Raw genomic sequence first — 1,618 nt, 5'->3', positions numbered from 1 at the left:
AAAACGATCCCCACCTAGCCTTTGGAATTAGATTCCAAAGGAAGGTATTTCAGTATATATATGGTTTCTTCATGCTACGCACTGGTCTTCTCCAGTTTCACTTCGTACCCTAACCCCTCTAGCCGTTTCACCGTTTGGCGCACGATGGCGGCCTCCCGTTGCTGATCCCAGTAGTCGGCTCCCAACTCTCGATACGGTTCCTTTCGCGTTAAGACCGAATAGATGATTTCCAAGATGGTTCTCCCGACCGCGACACTCGCTCGATTCGCTCCTCTTCGTTTGGCGATCCGATGATACTTGGCCGATAGGTACGTGTTCTTCGTTCGGGCGGCGGCACGGGCGCATTCCACCAGACACGCCCTCAGTTTCTTGTTCCCTTTCCTCGTTCGGCCTGACAACCGTTTCCCCGCACTCTCATGATTCCCGGGGGCCATTCCCGCCCATGAGGCCAAGTGTGCGGCCGTAGGGAACCGGCTCATATCCGTCCCGATTTCCGCTATAATTTGTTCTGCGCTTTGCCGCCCTACTCCCGGAATGGTCTCCATGAGCTCCAGCGCTTCATGAAAAGGGCGCGTTCTCTCCTCGATCTCTCGACTCAACCGGGCAATCGCTTCGTCTAAATATTCAATATGCCGGCATTGTTCCGAAAGCATCATGCGTTGATGCGGCCCCATGATTCCTTTCAAGGCGCGCCGGAGCTCTCCGATTTTTTGTTTCAGCCGCCCTTTGGCGAGTTGCGCCAATACCGCCGGATCGTCCGTTCCTTCGATCAGGGCTCGAAGGATCCGCTGAGCCGACACCCCGTTGATGTCCGATACAACCGAAGCCAGTTTGATGTTGGCTCCTTCCAGCACTTTTTGGATGCGGTTGAGCTCCCGTGCCCGTTCCTCGATCAAACTGCGCCGATACCGAACCAGTTCCCGAAGCTCTCGCTGAGCTCGATCCGGAATGTAACTCCCTCGGAGCAGTCCGTGGCGAAGCAAGTCCGCGATCCATTCGGCATCTTTGACATCGGTCTTTCGTCCGGGAACCGCTTTGATATGTTGGGCATTGACGACCAGCACTTCGATCGACTCTCCTTCGAGGAGATGATACACTGGCTTCCAATATACGCCCGTCGACTCCATGGCCACGTGCGTCACCTGTTTTTCTTTCAGCCACTCCACCAACTCCTCGAGATCGTCGGTCATCGTGCCAAACGTGCGGATCTCTTTGCCTTCAGGGGTTAGGACACAAGCCGTGATCGATTTCTTATGCACGTCCAATCCGCAACAGCGTTCATACAAGACGCGCATCGGTCTCCCTCCCTGCTTCATTCTCCAAAACAGCTGGTGCAGCAGCCTTTGTTCAAGCATTCTATCCTGCGTGCTTCCCAAAAGGGAGCGACATTCCGTGGTGCACCAGGCTGCTGGGGTCCGTCTATCCTTCGGACTTTTCCGTACCATAGATACCACGACCTCATGACCCCAGCTGCAAGGAGACCATTCGACAGCAGGTGGTTTTCATCCTTCCGATGGTGACAAAATTTTTTGTCATGGGAGTCTATCCTCGGGTATTTTGAGGATAGACTCCCATGACAAAAAAATTTCGTCACCATCGGAAGGGTGAAAACCACCTT

The 1,618-nt window shown here is 54.0% G+C and carries 1 protein-coding gene; it reads right to left on the bottom strand.

The annotated features are described in order from the left end of the window. Nucleotides 1–74 precede the first annotated feature (74 nt). Entirely contained in the window at nt 75–1,295 is a 1,221-nt protein-coding gene (locus DI44_RS06805) for an IS110 family transposase (protein WP_021321446.1), read from the bottom strand. Nucleotides 1,296–1,618: the final 323 nt, after the last annotated feature.

Source organism: Geobacillus sp. CAMR5420 (assembly GCF_000691465.1).
GTDB classification, from domain to species: Bacteria; Bacillota; Bacilli; order Bacillales; family Anoxybacillaceae; genus Geobacillus; species Geobacillus thermoleovorans.
The sequence above is the reverse complement of the archived record's forward strand: the minus strand, read 5'-3'. Positions and strand labels throughout refer to the sequence as shown.

Coding starts and splice junctions, on each gene's coding strand:
- DI44_RS06805 (WP_021321446.1), bottom strand. CDS start 1,295: ATGCGCGTCTTGTATGAACGCTGTTGCGGATTGGACGTGCATAAGAAA.